We start from the raw sequence: 16,239 nt of genomic DNA, 5'->3' as shown, positions 1-16,239 counted from the left end.
TTGCGACCCCTCCCGGCTTTTCTGTCGCCTGGGGTCTGGCGCCTATATTCTGACACTCGCCAAGACGTTATAGTCGACGCCATGAGTGATGGCAATATGCTTCAGAGTGCCAGCATTTATATACGCGGACCGCGGCCGATAAACCTTCAGCCACGCCGAGCCAGGCGCCTGAAGGCCAGGCCACTTCACTCGCATGCAAACCCTATAAAGAGGTCTTACCGGTGACACCACTCATGATCACCCTGCTCGTCGTAGCCGGGATTGCACTCTTGATCGCCATTGGCTACATCAACCATGTGGTGGAAAACAATAAGCTGGAAAGGGCCCGCACCAAGGTTGAACTCAATGATCGACTGCGTCGCTGTGGGGAGATCACCGAGACGTTTCCCGGCCAGTTGATGACGCCAGCGCTGAAACTGTTGCTGACGCGCCTGGAACTGAATGTTTGCCAACGCCTGCTGAACCTGGAAAAGACCAGCGCCAACCTCAAGGCACGGATTACTGAACTGGAGGCTCTGGTCGGCCAGGGCGAATCAATTCCAGTCAACAACCCGCCGGCACCGATCCAGACCGAGGCCAAGGCCAAGGACGTGCGTTTCCTGCTCGAAGCCCTGCACGGCCAAATCACCCGCGCTGCCCAGGATGGTTTTTTGCCACCCAATGAAGCCAAGGGCTGGATTCGTCAAGTGCGCCATATCCTTGTGCTGCTGCACATCGAGTTTTTCAACAACCTCGGCCAGCATTCCCTGCAGCAGAACCAGCCCGGCCAAGCGCGACTGGCGTTCGAACGCGGCGTGCAGTACCTGCGCAAACAACAGGAACCCCAGGTCTACGCCGAACAACTGGAATACCTGGAAAAACTCCTGGCCCGCGCCAACGACCAGGTCATGGACCGTATCGCTCCGGTAGAAGGTGACGTCAACCAATTGACCGAAGGCCTGAAGGACGTCGAGGCGGATGCGGACTGGAAGAAGAAAGTGATCTACGACTGATCACAGAACGAACGTAAAAAAGCAGTAATACACACGAAGATCAAAAGACCGCAGCCTGCGGCAGCTCCCACATGAAATGTGATCCAGTAGGAGCTGCCGCAGGCTGCGATCTTTTAGCGGCTGTCAGGCCAGCATTAAAGCCTGAAATGCCCCACCATCCCCTTCAACTCAACCCCCAACTGCGCCAGCTCGATACTCGACGCCGCGTTGCCCTGCATCGCCAGCGAAGACTGGTCCGCACTCGCTCGAATGCTCGTGACGCTGCGATTGATTTCCTCGGCCACCGAACTCTGCTCCTCGGCAGCAGCGGCGATCTGCTGGTTCATCTGCTGAATCAAGGACACGGCCGCCGCGATACTCCCCAGCGCACTCTCGGTCTGCAGTGCATCGCTGACGGCCAGCTTCACCAACTCACCGCTGCTTTGTATCTGCTGCACCGAGGCCTGCGCCGCCGCGCGCAAGGCGCTGACCAGTCGCTCGATCTCTTCGGTCGATTGCTGGGTGCGTTTGGCCAGGGCCCGCACTTCATCGGCCACCACCGCAAACCCCCTGCCCTGCTCGCCCGCCCGGGCTGCTTCGATGGCCGCGTTCAGGGCCAACAGGTTGGTCTGTTCCGCCACGCTCTTGATAACGCCGAGCACCGTGCCGATGTTCTGGATTTCCGCGCTTAGGCTTTCGATACTTGAACTGGCCGACGTTGCGGAATCCGCCAGTTGCTCGATCCGCACCATACTCTGGCGCACCACCTGCTGCCCGCTTTCAACCTTGCCATCCGCCGTTTGCGCCGCCAGCGCGGCCTCTTCGGCGTTACGCGCAACGTCGTGCACGGTGGCGGTCATCTGGTTCATGGCCGTGGCAACCTGTTCGGTTTCTTCCTTCTGGCTGCTGACTTCGAGGTTGGTCTGCTCAGTCACGGCAGACAAGGATTGCGCTGAAGTGGCCAACTGCTCGATGCCCGCCTGCAAACCGCTGACGATCTGGCTCAGCCCTGCGCCCATCTGCTGCATGGCCTGCATCAACTGACCGATCTCGTCACGGCGGGTCACCTCGACCTTCGCACTCAGGTCCCCTGCAGCGATCTGCTGCGCCACACGAATCACAGAGCGCAGCGGCGCCACGATCAAGCGGGTAATCACCCACGCTGCAATCAAGCCGACCAGCAAGGCCAGCACCGAAGAGCCGAGTATCAGTAGCGAGTTGTTTTTCAGTTGCACCTGCATCGACTGGTCTTCGGCGACATAGGCCTGATCCACCCGCTCCACCACTTGGGCAGCGCGTTGGTGCAATTGTTGGTAGACGGTTTTTTCCTGCTCCAGCAGGCCGGTGTACTCAGCGAGCTTGTCGCTGAAACTGGCGATATGGCCGGTGACTTCATTGAGGACCGTCTGGTAGCCCTCATCCTTGACCGTGGTCTTGAGTTGCTCGGCCTGGGCCAGCGCCTGACTGGCCTGCTCGATCTTGCCCTGCCCGGCGCTGTCGTCGCCCTTGCGGCTCTGGGCCAGACGCACGTGTGCTTCGTTCATGGCTTGCAACATCAACCGCGAAACCTGGCTGACCTGACTGGCTTGCTCGATGAACGCGGCCCCGTCCTTGCCTTCGGTTTCCTTCAGCGTGTAAGCGCCATCATCGGCGAGCCCGGCTTGCAGGATGTCGAGATTGTTGGCCACGCTGGACACCGACCAACTGGCCATTTCCAGCGCCAGGTCCTTGGCCTGGCTGAGCGAGACGAACTCGTCAAACGCCTTGCGGTAAGCCCCCAGGGACTGCTCGACATCATTCATGACCGGTACATTGGCCGCCGATGCTGACTTGAGCTGGTTTGCCAGGGCGATCAGGCCGTCAACGCCTGCGTGCAGGGCATCGACGGTTTTCGAGCTGCCATGCAAGGCATATTCCTGCTCCAGCAGTCGCACCTTGAGCAAACCGCTGTTGAGCGAAGACATCTGCTTGAGCCCATCGAAGCGATGGCTGATGGTTTGCAGCGACCATACACCGATCGCCGCCACCAGGGCCGTCAGCAGCAACACCAGCGCAAACCCTATACCCAGTTTTTTTGCCATACCGAGGTTGGCAAAACGTCCTTGCACGGCCGAATTCATTGCACTCAGTCCCCCGCCATTATCGTTACGGCAGAGTCGCAACGGCCCCGTATCAACACAAGACTCTGGCGCCTGAATAATGGCAAAAAGCTACGCCCGCGTCGTTTTCAGAACGCTGGAGGTCGATCCGCTATCAAAACGCCGTAACCCCGCCATCCACGGCCAATGAATGCCCGGTGGTGAACGCCGCACCATCACTGCACAGGTACAGCACCGCGCTGGCGATTTCCTCGACCTTGCCGATGCGGCCGACCGGGTGCATCGCATTGGCGAACTCGCCCTTCTTCGGGTCTGCCTCATAAGCACGGCGGAACATGTCGGTGTCGATCACCGCCGGGCACACGGCATTGACGCGGATTTTTTTCTTGGCGTATTCAATCGCGGCCGATTTGGTCAGGCCGATGACAGCGTGCTTGGACGCCGCGTAGATGCTCATCTTCGGCGCAGCCCCGAGACCTGCCACTGACGCGGTATTGACGATTGCACCGCCGCCCTGGGCCAGCAACAAAGGCAATTGGTATTTCATGCACAACCAGACGCCCTTGACGTTGACGCCCATGATGGCGTCGAACTCCTCGACCGTACCTTCGGCCAGCTTGCCTTTTTCGATCTCGATACCGGCATTGTTGAACGCATAGTCGAGACGGCCGTAGGTATTGACCACTTCATCCATCAGGTTCTTTACATCGCTTTCCACTGTCACGTTGCACCGCACGAAGGTCGCTTCACCGCCAGCCGTACGGATCAGCGCGACCGTGCCCTCGCCGCCCGCTGTGTCCAGGTCGGCCACCACCACCTTCAAGCCTTCGGCGGCAAACGCCTGGGCAGTGGCTCGGCCGATGCCGGCTGCCGCGCCTGTCACCACTGCCACCTGGCCGGAAAACGTCATGCTCATTGTGCTGTCCTCGAAGAGTAGTTTGCGGGGGATCGCGAGTTCCCAGCATAGCCACAGCCCCCATGGCCCGGCAGCACTATCAAAAGGCCGGTTGAGTCCCCATGAGTGGCAGTGATGGAACTACCGTACCAACTATCACTGTACTGGATAAGACCGTATTCGCCGGATCAGCCGAACTTGCGGCATCGACCTCGAGGGTCTATCAACAAGGTTTCATTCATCCTGAGTGCCTGCCATGACGTCCCAGACCAATCGCCAATTTCTGCTCGCCAAACGCCCAGTGGGTGCCGCGACCCGGGAAACATTCACTTATCAGGAAGTACCGGTCGGCGAACCGGCTGCAGGCCAGATCCTGGTCAAGAACGAATACCTGTCCCTGGACCCGGCCATGCGCGGCTGGATGAACGAAGGCAAGTCCTACATCCCGCCGGTCGGTCTTGGCGAAGTGATGCGCGCGTTGGGCGTGGGCAAAGTCATCGCTTCAAACAACCCCGGCTTTGCGGTGGGCGACTACGTCAACGGCGCCCTCGGCGTACAGGATTATTTCCTGGGTGAGCCGCGCGGGTTCTATAAGGTCGATCCGCAACTGGCGCCGCTACCGCGCTATTTATCCGCACTGGGCATGACCGGTATGACCGCTTACTTCGCGTTGCTTGACGTGGGTGCGCCCAAGGCCGGCGATACCGTCGTACTGTCGGGCGCTGCCGGTGCGGTGGGCAGCATTGCCGGGCAGATTGCCAAGATCAAGGGCTGTAGGGTAGTCGGTATCGCTGGCGGCGCGGACAAGTGCAGGTTCCTCATCGACGAGCTGGGTTTTGACGGCGCCATTGACTACAAGAATGAAGATGTCGTTGCCGGCCTCAAGCGCGAGTGCCCCAAAGGCGTGGACGTGTTTTTCGATAACGTGGGCGGCGATATCCTCGACGCGGTATTGAGCCGCTTGAACTTCAAGGCAAGGGTGGTGATCTGTGGCGCCATCAGCCAGTACAACAACAAGGAAGCGGTCAAGGGCCCGGCCAACTATCTGTCACTGCTGGTCAACCGCGCACGCATGGAAGGTTTTGTGGTGATGGACTACGCCGCGCAATTCGCCGCCGCCGGACAGGAAATGGCTGGCTGGATCGCCAAGGGGCAGCTCAAGAGCAAGGAAGACATCGTCGAAGGCCTGGAGACCTTCCCGGAGACGCTGATGAAGTTGTTCAGCGGGGAGAATTTCGGCAAGTTGGTGCTGAAAGTCTGACGCTGTTCTGTAGGAGCTGGCTTGCCAGCGATGCAGGCACCGCGGTTATTCAGGTGAACCGCGGTGGTGCATTCGCCGGCAAGCCGGCTCCTACAGGTATTCAGGCAAGCTCAGCCACTACAGAAGCCAGTGCCTTGGCCGGGTCTGCGGCCTGGCTGATCGGGCGGCCGATCACCAGGTAATCGGAACCGGCATCCAGCGCCTGGCGCGGAGTCAGGATACGGCGTTGATCGTCCTGGGCGCTGCCCGCCGGGCGAATCCCAGGGGTCACCAGTTGCAGCGACGGGTGCGCCGATTTCAGCGCCTGGGCTTCCAGGGCCGAGCACACCAGGCCATCCATACCGGCTTTTTCCGCCAAGGCGGCCAAGCGCAGAACCTGCTCTTGCGGCTCGATGTCCAGACCGATACCCGCCAGATCCTCACGCTCCATGCTGGTCAACACCGTCACCCCGATCAGCAGCGGTTTTGGCCCGGTGCGCTGGTCCAGCACTTCGCGACAAGCCGCCATCATGCGCAGGCCACCGGAGCAGTGAACGTTGACCATCCACACGCCCATTTCCGCCGCGGCCTTGACGGCCATGGCCGTGGTGTTGGGGATGTCGTGGAACTTGAGGTCCAGGAACACTTCGAAACCCTTGTCACGCAGGGTGCCGACGATTTCCGAGGCGCAGCTGGTGAACAGTTCTTTACCGACTTTGACCCGGCACAGTTTCGGGTCCAATTGATCGGCCAGCTTCAGTGCGGCGTCACGGGTAGGGAAATCCAGGGCGACGATGATAGGAGTCTGGCAGGCGGACATGAGTGGGCTCTCAGGCAAGTCGAAATCGGCGCGCATTGTAGCGGAACCAATGGCCCTGCGGGACCCGATGATCGGTAAATCGTCGAGATCGCTGCGCCAAGACTAGCCTCTGCGGCAATTGTGTCGAGTTCGGTACAGTCACGACACGCCCCCAACATCCTTCTCCGCTACCCTCGGCAACCGCTTTACGTCCTCGGCTCAGCACTTCCCGCCTCCGGGCAGGACGCCTATGCTGGAACCACAACCTCGCAGCCTATCTTTGTGGTTGGCAGCCTACCTGGCAGATGAACCCACGCATGCACAACTCTCCAGCCCCCGTGAACGACGATCAAAAAGCGCCCGGCGATGAAAAGCGCTGGAGCATTCGCGCACTGATCGTCGACGATGATGTGCCGATCCGCGAGCTGATGATCGACTACCTGGCGCGCTTCAACATCCACGCCAGCGGTGTCACCGATGGCGCCGCCATGCGCCTGGCGATGCAGGCGGAGCATTTCGACGTGGTGGTGCTCGACTTGATGCTGCCCGGCGAAGACGGCCTGTCGCTGTGCCGCTGGTTACGCGGCGAATCGGATATTCCGATTCTGATGCTCACGGCACGTTGCGAACCCACCGACCGGATCATCGGCCTCGAGCTCGGCGCCGACGACTACATGGCCAAGCCGTTCGAACCCCGCGAGCTGGTCGCACGCATCCAGACCATTCTGCGCCGGGTGCGGGACGACCGCAGCGAACAACGGGCGAACATCCGTTTCGACAATTGGCGCCTGAACAGCGTGCTGCGCCAATTGGTTGCAGCCGATGGCCTGGTGGTGCCGCTGTCCAATGCCGAATTTCGCCTGTTGTGGGTGTTTATTGAACGTCCGCGCCGGGTCCTCAGCCGCGAGCAACTGCTGGATGCCGCTCGTGGCCGTTCGATCGAAGCCTTCGATCGCAGCATTGACCTGCTGGTGTCGCGCCTGCGGCAGAAACTCGGTGACGATCCCAAGGCCCCGCAACTGATCAAAACCGTCCGTGGTGAGGGTTACCTGTTTGACGCCCGGGACATCGGTTGATGCGGGCGCGCTTCGATACGTTGTTCGGCCGCCTGTTTGGAGTACTGCTGATCGCGATTGTCCTGGCACACCTGCTGGCATTTGCATGGTTTCACTATTACGGCCCGCCGCCCCCTCCCCCCACGCCACCGACATTTTCCGAAGACCTGGCGGGTCAACGCCCGCCGATGGACCCGCGCCTGGCCCCCCACCCTGCGAGGCCATGGTTTGGCGGACCACTGGTACCGCTGACGTTTCAGCTGATCTCGCTGATCATTGCAGCCTGGTACGGCGCCAAATTACTCAGCCGGCCGATTCAGCGCCTGAGCGACGCGGCCGAACGCCTGAGTGAAAACCTCGACAGTAAGCCACTGGAGGAATCCGGCCCGCGGGAAGCGCGACAAGCGGCGCACACGTTCAACAAAATGCAGCAACGCATCATCGAGCAGGTCAAGCAGCGCTCGCGCATGCTCGGCGCGGTGTCCCACGACCTGCGCACGCCCCTGTCGCGGCTCAAACTGCGCCTGGAGCAAATTGACGATGACAAGCTGCAAGGACAGATGCGCCAGGATCTGGACGACATGATCAGCATGCTCGATGCAACGCTCGGCTACCTGCACGAACAGCGCACCAGCGAGGCGTCACAGTGGATGGATGTGCAGGCGCTGGTCGAGTCCCTGAGCGAAAACGCCCAGGATCAGGGGGCAAACGTCCAGGCCAGCGGTCATTGCGCGCCGCTGCAAGTCCAGCCGATGGCGCTGCGCTCCTGTATCAACAACCTGCTGGACAACGCCTTGCGTTATGCCGGGAATGCGTTGATCACGCTCGAAGATAATCGCCAACACCTGGTGATCAGGGTCATCGACCATGGTCCAGGGATCGCGGCGGATAAACGTGAAGCCGTATTCGAACCGTTCTTCCGATTGGAGGGCTCACGCAACCGCAACTCCGGCGGCGTCGGCCTGGGCATGACCATTGCTCGCGAGGCAGCGCAACGCCTGGGCGGGCAGCTCAGCCTGGAAGAAACGCCCGGTGGTGGGCTGACGGCGATCATCCGCCTGCCCAGGACTTGAGTGCAGCGCAAGGATTGAATTCAGCGACGGTCATCAATCCGCGAATGGCTTTTGCTCCAGTCGGTCAACAGGCTGTAAGCCACGGCCAGCAACGTCGGCCCGATAAACAGGCCAATGAATCCGAACGCGATCAACCCACCAAACACCCCTAGCAACACAATCACCAGCGGCAAATTCCCACCCCGGCTGATCAGGTAAGGCTTGAGCACGTTGTCCACGCCGCTGATGATGAACATGCCCCATACGCCGAGGAACACCGCCATCCCGTACTCGCCCTTCCAGGCCAGCCAGGCAGTGGCTGGAATCCATACCAGCGGCGGCCCCATGGGAATCAGGCTGAGCAGGAAGGTCACGATACCGAGCACCAGTGCCCCGGGGACCCCGGCAATCAGGAAGCCGATCAACGCCAGGACCGCCTGGGCCGCGGCGGTGCCGATCACGCCGTTTACCACCCGTTGCACGGTGCCGGCCACCAGCTCGATGTAGTAACCGGCACGGTGGCCGATCAGCCGCTCCAGCAATCCATGAACAAAGGCCGCCAACCGTGGGCCATCGCGATAGAAAAAGAATACGAAGACAATGCTCAGGGTCAGCTCGAGGATGCCGCCGCCAATCTGTGCGCTACGCGCCAGCAACCAGTTGCCGACCTGCCCCAGATAAGGCTTGAGCGACACCATCATCGCCGCGCCCTGCTGATCGACACTGTTCCAGATGACCACCAGCCGCTCGCCCACCAGGGGAATGCCACCCAGCCAGTGCGGCGCTTCAGGCAGGCCGTCGACCTGCACGTCCTTGATGAACGCCGTGGCGTCGCGCACATGGTCCGCCAGGTTGAACCCCAGCCATACCAGCGGCGCCGCCACCAGCACCATCCAGCCCACGGTCAGCAGGGCCGCTGCCAGGGATTCGCGGCCATTGAGCCAGCGGGTCAGCAGGCGCATCAGTGGCCAACTGGCGAATGCCAGTACCGCGCCCCAGAACAGGGCCGACCAGAACGGCGCCATCACCCATAAGCTCGCGCCAAACAGCACCAGGAGCAGGATCTGCACCAACAGCCGATCGTTATTGATCATCACAGTCTCGAAAAAGTCATTCAGCAAAAAGAGTAGGCGAACACGCCACGCGTGTTCGCCGGATGACACTTATCGCAGCAGTTTGATATGCAATCCAGAACCGTCGACACCACCGGTTTCCATCCGCGCCGCACGTACACCCTGCTCGATCAACGATTGACGCCAGGCTTCAGCGTTGGGCCCGGACACACTGACCCGCAAGGTGGTGTCCAGGTTCAGGCCCCGGGAGATCAGGCGCAACCAGGTGTCATCGGGTGCTTGCGTCAACTTGGGGAAGTCGAGTTCACCGGTACTCTTGAGCTCGCGCAACAAGGTTGCGGACGTCGGCAGCAATTCCCCCAGCGGGGCGACGGCGTCGAATTGTTCGACGTGCAGATAGGCTTTGCGATTGCCACGGGTGATGCTGTAGAGCGCCACCAGCGTATTGTCCTTCGGTGCGGCCAGGCGTAACAGCAGGTAAGCCTGCTCACTATCGGCGCCATAGAGCTTGGCGTTGCCGAACACTTCGTTGGCCCATAGGCTGCTTTCGCCGCAATCTCGCGCCTGGCACCAGAACAGCAATTGGGCGTCCTGCTGTTGAAGCGCTTCGCGCGCAGCGGTGAAGGCCTCGGTCGAGGAATGCTCCGCCGGCAATTCATAGGTCACCGAGGTAACATGCCCACGAGCACTGACCTGCCCGTCAAAGCGCAACTGACCGCTGATCTTGCGGATCGAGCCGAGCGGGTAGATCCGTTCAAGCTCTGCCATGGGGCGATAGTCGACGATTTGCGCATCGGTCATGCGCGGCACGATCGGCAAGTCCTGACTGCCGGGCAGATCGGCGGCTAATGAGAGTGGACTGAAACAACAGAGCACCAGCAAACTGAATGAGCGCATGGATAGACTCATTGGATCAGCATGCCCTTGTGGCCATTCGGGGGCGCAGCGGTGTAGAGGTCTATCATGGTTGTCTCCCTTTTCAACCCACCCAGCCTCGACAGTTGCCCGGCGCAAGTCAAGGAATGGCGAAGAACCGATTGAAACAGTCTGCGACAAGGTCGGCACCGGGTTCATCATTCAAGTGCAAATGATGGCCGCCTGGCAGCTGTTCAAGGCTAAAGGGTAGACGCTCCAGCAACTCCGGATGTGTGGCGAGCATGCCGTCAGCGGCGACCACCAGTTTCGCCGGACAGGCGACCCGCTGGACGAAGGCCATGGCCTGCTCGGTGGTGAGGCGCAGCGGCGATGGTAGCGTGAGGCGATTGTCGGTGCGCCAGGTATAGCCGCCCGGCACCGGCATCAAGCCACGCTGGGCCAGCAACTCGGCGGCTTCGCGACTGACCGCCACCAGGCCTTTCATGCGCGCTTCGATGGCGCGGTCCTGGGTGCTGTAGACCGGTTTGCGTTTTTCCCGCAGGTCCAGTTGCGCCTGCAGGGCCATGCCCATACGTTCGGCAGCGTTTTCGCCTTTGTCGGTGGGAGGGATGACCCCGTCAATCAACGCCAGGTGAGTGACTCGCTGCGGAAACGAACCGGCAATGATCAGCGAGGCGATGGCGCCCATCGAATGTCCCAGCAACGCAAACCGCTTCAATCCAAGCTGCTCTGCAACTTGCAACACATCGTGGGCATAGTCCCACATGGCGTAACCGGCACCGGGTGGGCGGTGCCCTGAGTGCCCGTGACCGGCCATGTCCAGGGCGATCACGCGCAAGCCTTTGAGCTTGGGTGCCAGGCGGGCGAAGCTATTGGCGTTGTCCAGCCAGCCATGCAGGGCAATGACCGGCAAACCGTCTTCAGGGCCAAACAAATGCGCCGCCAACTCGATATGCGGCAGGCTCAGGCGCACTTCTTCGACGACCTGGCTCATGCGCAATCCCGTTGCTGGCGAGCGGTCCAGCGTTCGAACAGGTTTTTCAGCAGTACGGCCGTCTCCTGCGGCCGTTCCAGAGGAAACATGTGCCCGCCAGGCATGCTCAGCGCCTCGCCATTTGGCATGCGCCCGACTGAACTGGTGTGATGCCGCATCACCACCCGGCTCTCGTGCCCGCGAACGACCGCCAGCGGCACTTGCAACTGCCGCAGGCGGCCCGGGCTGGTGTGGGGTACGCCACGGTAGATGCTGATTTCCGTGGCTGGGTCGAAACGCAAGCGCAACCTGTCGCCGTCCTGATGCAAACCATAGTGCAGGTAGGCATCGAAACACTCCGGATCGAAGCTGCGAAACAGGCTCTTGCCAGCGAAATAACGGCGGGCGCTCTCGAGGTCGGCGAATTCTTCACGACGCCCCAGGGTGCGCCCGGCCGGGGTCAGGCGGTCGATGAAACCCAAGCGCTTGGCTGCGCGAATGACCCATTGATCGGTGCGCGTCAGCACCGGCGAATCGAGCATCACCACACCGCGATACAACTGGGGGCAACGCAACGCCGCGTGCAGATGCAGTACGCCACCGAAGGAATGACCGACGCCCCACACCGGCTGCGACTGCTGCTGCAGGTGGTGGATCAGTTCATCCACCAGGTTGTACCAGTTGTCGTCCGCCGGAAAACGTGGGTCGTGGGCGTGTTGCTCCAGATGCGTCACCTGAAATTCGGGTGCCAGCGCCGCAAACAACTTGCCGTAGGTTCCCGAAGGAAAACCATTGGCGTGGGCGAAAAATATCTGTTGCGACATACCGGTCGATCCATCCGCGAAAACAAACCCGATTGTCCGCAAGACCGCGTTCTTGAGCAATGACCGTAACTGACAGGAATGATGACAGTCCGGCCATGCGAATAAAAGGAACGGGGAGTTCAACGTGCTGGCGGATTATCACCCAGTGGCACCACAGCCATGGTCAGCCGCGAGACACAACTGGCCTTGCCTTCGTCACTGGTCAAGCGGATATCCCAGACATGGGTCGTACGCCCGATGTGAATGGGTTTGGCGACCGCCGTCACGCGGCCGCTGCGCAAGCCGCGCAGGTGGTTGGCGTTGATTTCCAGCCCCACGCAGTAAAACTTGCTGGCATCGATGCACAGGTAACTGGCCATGGAGCCGACTGATTCAGCCAGCACCACCGAAGCGCCGCCATGCAGCAAGCCATACGGCTGATGGGTGCGATGGTCGATGACCATGCTCGCGGTCAGGGACTCTTCATCGAAGGCTTCGAAACGGATGTCCAACAGTTCGCCGATGGTGTTTTTCTGAATTGCGTTCAGTTGTTCGATGTTGGGAACGGTACGCCACAGACTCATAGCAGGTTTTCCTTGTTGGTTTTATCGTGGCTCAATCCTGCCACAGCACCGCTTCGGTGTGCTCGCTCCATTCTTCGAAGCGAGCGCCGTAAGTGGCTTCGATGACGTTGCGCTTGATCTTCAGGGTCGGTGTGAGAAAACCGTTTTCCACCGCCCAGCTGTCCTTGACTACCACCAGCCGCCGCAAGCGTTCGTGCTTGTCGAGGACGCTGTTGACCTCTTCCAGCAGCTTTTCCAGGCTTGAATGCAACCCGGCCCGTGTCTCCTGCTGCCCGACGGCCGAAAGCACGCACAGGCCCAGTGGCGCATTCAAGCCATCACCGACCACGCACACCTGCTCGATGCGCGAATGCACCGCCAGGCGATTTTCGATCGGCGCCGGCGCTACGTACTTGCCTTTGCTGGTCTTGAAGATTTCCTTCAAGCGCCCGGTCAGGCGCAGGTTGCCTTCGGCATCTTCCTCGCCCTTGTCGCCGGTGCGCAGGAAGCCGTCCTCGGTGATGGTGTCGGCGGTTTTCTGCGGATCCTTGAAATACCCCAGCATGGTCGCCCCGCTACGTACCATGACCTCGCCCGATTCGTCGATGCGCACCTCGACCTCCGGGCACGGCATGCCAATCCAGCCTGGTTTGTTCTGGCCCGGCAGGCAAATGTGCGAGTAACCGCAACTCTCCGTCATGCCATAGACCTCCAGCACGTCCAGTCCGAGCTTGCGATACCACAGCAGCAGACTCAGGGGCACCGGCGCCGCACCGGACAAGGCCACGCGCAAGGCATCGAGCCCCAACCCGGCGAGGACTTTGTGCCCGACCCGCTTGCCGATAATCGGCAGCCCGAGCAGGAAATCCAGGCGCTTTGCCGGGATCTTGCTGTACACCCCCATCTGGAACTTGGTCCAGATGCGCGGCACGCCAAACAGCGCCGTTGGCCGGGCACGTCGCAAGTCCGTCAGGAAGGTGTCAAGGCTTTCGGCAAAGAACACGGTTTGCCCGGTGTAAATCGATGCCAGTTCGACGAACATCCGTTCGGCAACGTGGCACAACGGCAAATACGACAACAGTCGATCCGACTCATTGAGACCGAATAACTGCGTGCCGCGCGTGGTGGCGAATCCCAGGTTGGCGAAGCTGTGCATCACGCCCTTGGGCATGCCGGTGGTGCCGGACGTGTAGATGATGGTTGCCAGTTGATCGGCGGCGGGCTTGGGATCGTCCTGGATCGGCGAACTGCGTTGCAGGTCGTCCCAGCTGAAATCGAAAGTGCCGGGCGGATGTAGCGGCAGGCTGATGGTCGGTAGCTCGGGATTCACCCCACGGGACATGCCAGGCCAGTCATCGAGTTTACCGATGAATACCAGCGCCGCTTCAGAGTGTTCGAGCACCTGGGCCACCGATTCGGCGGTGAGGTTGGGGTACAACGGCACCGAGACATGCCCGGCCATCCAGATTGCCAGGTCGGCAATGATCCAGTGTGCGCAGTTTTTTGAGATCAGGGCGATATGACTGCCCTGGGGCAGTTCCCGGGATCGCAGCCAATGGGCCGCGCAGCGTGCCTGATGACCGACGTCCTCCCAGCTCAAGGTCTCGACTCGGCCACCGCCCACAGGCTGGACGAGAAAGCGCTGGCGAGGATGACGGGCCTCGCGCTCGTAGAAGACGTCCAGGGGCAAACGGGAAGCAGCAGGCATGGGACTCGCTCCTTTGTTTTGGTCTGGAGCAAGCGTAGCCAACCAAGCAAATGCTTGGTTGGCTATTTTTCAAGATCAAAAGATCGCAGCCTGCGGCAGCTCCTACGGCGGAAACGCTGAAACCCCTTTTAGGCGCCGCCGCTGGCAGTGGTCTTTTGCCTTTAAGGGTGCTTGATGCTGTTGAGCTTCATTGCGCCAATCAGCAATTCAGAGTTTTCCAGCTCGGCCAGGCCCGCGGTGCTGACCTTCTCTGGCGGATGACCCGCACCATGTTGCAGGTAGCTGAGCAGGTTTCCCACGAGCGGGTTATGAGAAACCAGCAGCACGTTGGTCACCGATTTCAGTTGATCGGTGACTCGGTCGGGATCGAAATCCGGGGTCAGCCACTCAACCGTGCGGATTTCCGGTTCGAAACCCAATGCATCTTTCACCAGGTGTGCGGTTTGCTGCGCTCGCATGTAAGGGCTGGCGTAAATCGCTGTCAGCGGCTGGCCAACCAGGTTGGCGGCGGCCCGCAGCACTTCTTCACGACCATTGTCGGTCAGCTCCCGCTCCGAATCGTGGGGTTTGGAGCCGTGTGGCTCGGCTTCACCATGACGCAATACCCAGAGTTTCATAGCTTGGGTTCCTCATCTCTGGCCGGGTGCGGCGCAGGCGCCACCACGTGCGGCGCTTCACCTTCCGGCGTACGCGGCGTCGGCCAATCGGCGAACGGCCAAGGTTTCTGGTCGCTGTGGAAGCTGCCGAAACGACCGATCTGGGCCAGGAACTGGCTCAGGCTGTCGCCGAAGTTCATCAGGCTGGCGCTCGGGGCGCCATAGATCAAACGATAGATCAATTGCACCAGCACCACGGCGCCAAGCATGAACTGCGCCACCTGCCAGACCAGCAGGAACACCACCATCCACAGCACTCGAAGCAGGATGGACTCGTATTTGGCTTCTACTTTTGGATCACTCATTTCTCGCTCCGTTCCTGTGAAGTGGGGGTTCAGTTGAAGCCGCTGGTGGAAATAAAGTCGACATCGGTCTTCGGCTCGCCCCGCATCAACAGTTCGATCACCTGCTCAAGCGTGCGCCCTTCGAACAGGATCGCGTGCAACCCGGCGACCAATGGCATGTACACGCCAACTTCCTGGGACTTGGCCTTGAGCACCTTGAGGGTATTCACGCCTTCGGCGACTTCGCCCAGGCGATTGACTGCCTCGTCGAGGCTCAGGCCCTGGCCGAGGGCGAACCCGACCTGATAGTTACGGCTTTTTGGCGACGAGCAGGTCACGATCAGGTCACCCACGCCCGCCAGGCCGAGGAATGTCATCGGGTTGGCACCCTGATTCACCGCGAAGCGGGTCATTTCCGCCAGCGCCCGGGTTATCAGCATGCTCTTGGTGTTTTCGCCCATGCCCATCGCCACCGCCATGCCGGCAATGATCGCGTAGACGTTTTTCAACGCACCGCCCAGTTCCACGCCAAACCGGTCGGCGCTGGCATACACACGAAAGGTGCGGCCGTGCAGAACTTCCTGGACATGCTGGCAGAGCGCCTCGTCTTCGCTGGCGACCACTGTGGCGGTCAATGCATGTTCGGCGATTTCACGAGCCAGGTTCGGCCCGGACAACACACCGATGCGTGCCTGTGGCGCGATCTCTTCGAGAATCTGGCTCATCAGCTTGAAGGTGTGGGCTTCGATGCCCTTGGTCAGGCTCACCAGCATTTTGCCGCTGAGTCGATCAGCCTGCGGGGCCAGCACCGAGCGCAACGCGCTGGAGGGCAGCGCGACAAAACTCAGGTCGCACGCATCCAGGGTGGCCAGCAGGTCAGTGACCGGCGTGACGCCGGGCAGGATCTTGATGCCTTTGAGGTAACGCGGGTTCTCGCGATTGACCCGAATGGCCTCGGCCTGTTCAGGGTCACGCATCCATTGCAGGACTTGATGACCATTTTCGGCCAGCAAGTTAGCCACGGCGGTACCAAAACTTCCGCCTCCCAAAACCGCGATCGGGCGCTGTTGAGTCATATGTAATCCGTTAATCCATACCAGTGGCAATGTCGGCATTATACGGAGCGCCCCCGTGTCGGCCAGTCCCCGCGTCAATTACCGGCACGGGTAGGAAGAAGTCCGGTAATACCCAG

General features: G+C 60.7%; 16 protein-coding genes and 1 pseudogene. 4 read left to right on the top strand and 13 right to left on the bottom strand.

The features are described from left to right. Nucleotides 1-233: 233 nt before the first annotated feature. Nucleotides 234-992, top strand: coding sequence for a hypothetical protein (locus CGA21_RS05510; protein WP_177411676.1), 759 nt, complete (start codon nt 234-236; stop codon nt 990-992). Between the two features lie 134 nt (nt 993-1,126). On the opposite strand, the gene CGA21_RS30320 is transcribed toward CGA21_RS05510, so the two are convergent. From CGA21_RS30320 to CGA21_RS05500, 3 genes and pseudogenes are all read right to left on the bottom strand, one after another. Then, on the bottom strand, nt 1,127-1,990 hold the full coding sequence (locus CGA21_RS30320) for a methyl-accepting chemotaxis protein (protein ID WP_411157058.1): 864 nt from the start codon (nt 1,988-1,990) through the stop codon (nt 1,127-1,129). Continuing rightward, a pseudogene (locus CGA21_RS30315) lies at nt 1,985-2,212 on the bottom strand (HAMP domain-containing protein); the annotation flags it as partial. The gene CGA21_RS30320 and the pseudogene CGA21_RS30315, both read right to left, overlap by 6 nt. Nucleotides 2,213-3,224: 1,012 nt before the next feature. After that, nucleotides 3,225-3,986 carry an SDR family oxidoreductase gene (locus tag CGA21_RS05500; protein ID WP_179053723.1) on the bottom strand — a complete coding sequence of 254 codons (762 nt, stop codon included), beginning with the start codon at nt 3,984-3,986 and terminating at the stop codon, nt 3,225-3,227. Between the two features lie 235 nt (nt 3,987-4,221). On the opposite strand from CGA21_RS05500, the gene CGA21_RS05495 reads away from it, so the two are divergent. Further along, nucleotides 4,222-5,226, top strand: coding sequence for an NADP-dependent oxidoreductase (locus CGA21_RS05495; RefSeq protein ID WP_110754177.1), 1,005 nt, complete (start codon nt 4,222-4,224; stop codon nt 5,224-5,226). Nucleotides 5,227-5,326: 100 nt separating this feature from the next. Here the strand turns inward: CGA21_RS05495 and pyrF are convergent, their stop codons facing one another. Continuing rightward, complete coding sequence (gene pyrF, locus CGA21_RS05490) at nt 5,327-6,025, bottom strand: orotidine-5'-phosphate decarboxylase (protein WP_008051442.1); 699 nt, start codon at nt 6,023-6,025, stop codon at nt 5,327-5,329. A gap of 296 nt (nt 6,026-6,321) precedes the next feature. Here pyrF and CGA21_RS05485 point away from each other — a divergent pair, with 296 nt between their 5' ends. Together CGA21_RS05485 and CGA21_RS05480 are read left to right on the top strand one after the other, a co-directional pair. Next, on the top strand, nt 6,322-7,080 hold the full coding sequence (locus CGA21_RS05485; protein ID WP_110754179.1) for a response regulator: 759 nt from the start codon (nt 6,322-6,324) through the stop codon (nt 7,078-7,080). Continuing rightward, a complete protein-coding gene (locus CGA21_RS05480) occupies nt 7,080-8,132 on the top strand; it encodes a sensor histidine kinase (RefSeq protein ID WP_188263742.1) in 1,053 nt (350 codons plus the stop codon). Before CGA21_RS05485 ends, CGA21_RS05480 begins: the two co-directional genes overlap by 1 nt. Before the next feature lie 20 nt (nt 8,133-8,152). Here CGA21_RS05480 and CGA21_RS05475 read toward each other — a convergent pair whose 3' ends face one another. The 9 genes from CGA21_RS05475 to CGA21_RS05435 all read right to left on the bottom strand — a co-directional run bounded on the left by CGA21_RS05475 (nt 8,153) and on the right by CGA21_RS05435 (nt 16,123). After that, a complete protein-coding gene (locus CGA21_RS05475) occupies nt 8,153-9,205 on the bottom strand; it encodes an AI-2E family transporter (RefSeq protein WP_188263741.1) in 1,053 nt (350 codons plus the stop codon). A gap of 69 nt (nt 9,206-9,274) precedes the next feature. Continuing rightward, nucleotides 9,275-10,081, bottom strand: a complete 807-nt coding sequence (locus CGA21_RS05470) for a DUF4892 domain-containing protein (RefSeq protein ID WP_110754184.1) — start codon at nt 10,079-10,081, stop codon at nt 9,275-9,277. Nucleotides 10,082-10,199: 118 nt separating this feature from the next. After that, nucleotides 10,200-11,054: an alpha/beta hydrolase gene (locus CGA21_RS05465; RefSeq protein ID WP_188263740.1), complete on the bottom strand. Its 855-nt coding sequence runs from the start codon at nt 11,052-11,054 to the stop codon at nt 10,200-10,202. Further along, nucleotides 11,051-11,857 (bottom strand): alpha/beta fold hydrolase, encoded by an 807-nt coding sequence (locus tag CGA21_RS05460; RefSeq protein ID WP_188263739.1) that lies wholly within the window; start codon nt 11,855-11,857, stop codon nt 11,051-11,053. Before CGA21_RS05460 ends, CGA21_RS05465 begins: the two co-directional genes overlap by 4 nt. A 119-nt stretch (nt 11,858-11,976) precedes the next feature. Further along, nucleotides 11,977-12,420, bottom strand: coding sequence for a hotdog fold thioesterase (locus CGA21_RS05455; RefSeq protein WP_020799696.1), 444 nt, complete (start codon nt 12,418-12,420; stop codon nt 11,977-11,979). 31 nt (nt 12,421-12,451) lie between these two features. Beyond that, the gene (locus CGA21_RS05450) at nt 12,452-14,107 is read right to left on the bottom strand and encodes an AMP-binding protein (RefSeq protein ID WP_188263738.1); all 1,656 of its coding nucleotides are present in this window, start codon (nt 14,105-14,107) and stop codon (nt 12,452-12,454) included. 161 nt (nt 14,108-14,268) lie between these two features. Continuing rightward, the gene (sixA, locus tag CGA21_RS05445) at nt 14,269-14,724 is read right to left on the bottom strand and encodes a phosphohistidine phosphatase SixA (RefSeq protein WP_179053713.1); all 456 of its coding nucleotides are present in this window, start codon (nt 14,722-14,724) and stop codon (nt 14,269-14,271) included. Continuing rightward, complete coding sequence (locus CGA21_RS05440; protein WP_020799699.1) at nt 14,721-15,068, bottom strand: DUF4389 domain-containing protein; 348 nt, start codon at nt 15,066-15,068, stop codon at nt 14,721-14,723. Before CGA21_RS05440 ends, sixA begins: the two co-directional genes overlap by 4 nt. A gap of 29 nt (nt 15,069-15,097) precedes the next feature. Beyond that, entirely contained in the window at nt 15,098-16,123 is a 1,026-nt protein-coding gene (locus CGA21_RS05435) for an NAD(P)H-dependent glycerol-3-phosphate dehydrogenase (RefSeq protein WP_110754191.1), read from the bottom strand. Between the last annotated feature and the right edge of the window lie 116 nt (nt 16,124-16,239).

This window comes from Pseudomonas sp. PSB11, from assembly GCF_014596605.1.
In the GTDB taxonomy this organism is placed as follows: domain Bacteria; phylum Pseudomonadota; class Gammaproteobacteria; order Pseudomonadales; family Pseudomonadaceae; genus Aquipseudomonas; species Aquipseudomonas umsongensis.
Note: the sequence above shows the minus strand (reverse complement) of the source record. Positions and strands in the feature narration are given on the sequence as shown.

Coding starts and splice junctions, on each gene's coding strand:
- CGA21_RS05510 (WP_177411676.1), top strand. CDS start 234: ATGATCACCCTGCTCGTCGTAGCCGGGATTGCACTCTTGATCGCCATT.
- CGA21_RS30320 (WP_411157058.1), bottom strand. CDS start 1,990: ATGGGCGCAGGGCTGAGCCAGATCGTCAGCGGTTTGCAGGCGGGCATC.
- CGA21_RS05500 (WP_179053723.1), bottom strand. CDS start 3,986: ATGAGCATGACGTTTTCCGGCCAGGTGGCAGTGGTGACAGGCGCGGCA.
- CGA21_RS05495 (WP_110754177.1), top strand. CDS start 4,222: ATGACGTCCCAGACCAATCGCCAATTTCTGCTCGCCAAACGCCCAGTG.
- pyrF (WP_008051442.1), bottom strand. CDS start 6,025: ATGTCCGCCTGCCAGACTCCTATCATCGTCGCCCTGGATTTCCCTACC.
- CGA21_RS05485 (WP_110754179.1), top strand. CDS start 6,322: ATGCACAACTCTCCAGCCCCCGTGAACGACGATCAAAAAGCGCCCGGC.
- CGA21_RS05480 (WP_188263742.1), top strand. CDS start 7,080: ATGCGGGCGCGCTTCGATACGTTGTTCGGCCGCCTGTTTGGAGTACTG.
- CGA21_RS05475 (WP_188263741.1), bottom strand. CDS start 9,205: ATGATCAATAACGATCGGCTGTTGGTGCAGATCCTGCTCCTGGTGCTG.
- CGA21_RS05470 (WP_110754184.1), bottom strand. CDS start 10,081: ATGCGCTCATTCAGTTTGCTGGTGCTCTGTTGTTTCAGTCCACTCTCA.
- CGA21_RS05465 (WP_188263740.1), bottom strand. CDS start 11,054: ATGAGCCAGGTCGTCGAAGAAGTGCGCCTGAGCCTGCCGCATATCGAG.
- CGA21_RS05460 (WP_188263739.1), bottom strand. CDS start 11,857: ATGTCGCAACAGATATTTTTCGCCCACGCCAATGGTTTTCCTTCGGGA.
- CGA21_RS05455 (WP_020799696.1), bottom strand. CDS start 12,420: ATGAGTCTGTGGCGTACCGTTCCCAACATCGAACAACTGAACGCAATT.
- CGA21_RS05450 (WP_188263738.1), bottom strand. CDS start 14,107: ATGCCTGCTGCTTCCCGTTTGCCCCTGGACGTCTTCTACGAGCGCGAG.
- sixA (WP_179053713.1), bottom strand. CDS start 14,724: ATGAAACTCTGGGTATTGCGTCATGGTGAAGCCGAGCCACACGGCTCC.
- CGA21_RS05440 (WP_020799699.1), bottom strand. CDS start 15,068: ATGAGTGATCCAAAAGTAGAAGCCAAATACGAGTCCATCCTGCTTCGA.
- CGA21_RS05435 (WP_110754191.1), bottom strand. CDS start 16,123: ATGACTCAACAGCGCCCGATCGCGGTTTTGGGAGGCGGAAGTTTTGGT.